Source organism: Cohnella mopanensis, assembly GCF_022352055.1.
In the GTDB taxonomy this organism is placed as follows: Bacteria; Bacillota; Bacilli; order Paenibacillales; family Paenibacillaceae; genus Cohnella; species Cohnella mopanensis.
The window spans coordinates 1-223 of the sequence record NZ_JAKRWM010000033.1 but is presented as its reverse complement, the minus strand read 5'-3'; the positions used below and the strand labels follow the sequence as shown (position 1 = coordinate 223).

Annotated in this window: 1 protein-coding gene; it reads left to right on the top strand. The window is 63.7% G+C overall.

Annotation, left to right across the window (positions count from 1 at the left end; genetic code table 11):
• On the top strand, window positions 1-223 hold a 223-nt coding region (locus tag L3D05_RS25890), incomplete at both ends, for an AMP-binding protein (RefSeq protein WP_239619262.1).

Here is a 223-nt window from a genome sequence, read left to right as displayed (position 1 = left end):
CGGCAAGCCGATCGACAATACGGCGATCTATATCGTCGGCGAAGGCGATCAGGCGCAACCGATCGGGGTGCCGGGTGAACTGTGCATCGCGGGTGTGCAAGTGGCGGCAGGGTATGCAAACCAGCCGGAGCTGACGGCGGAGAAGTTCGTGGCGAATCCATTCTTGCCGGGGACGCGCATGTACCGGACGGGAGATTTGGCCCGCTGGACGGCGGACGGTCAA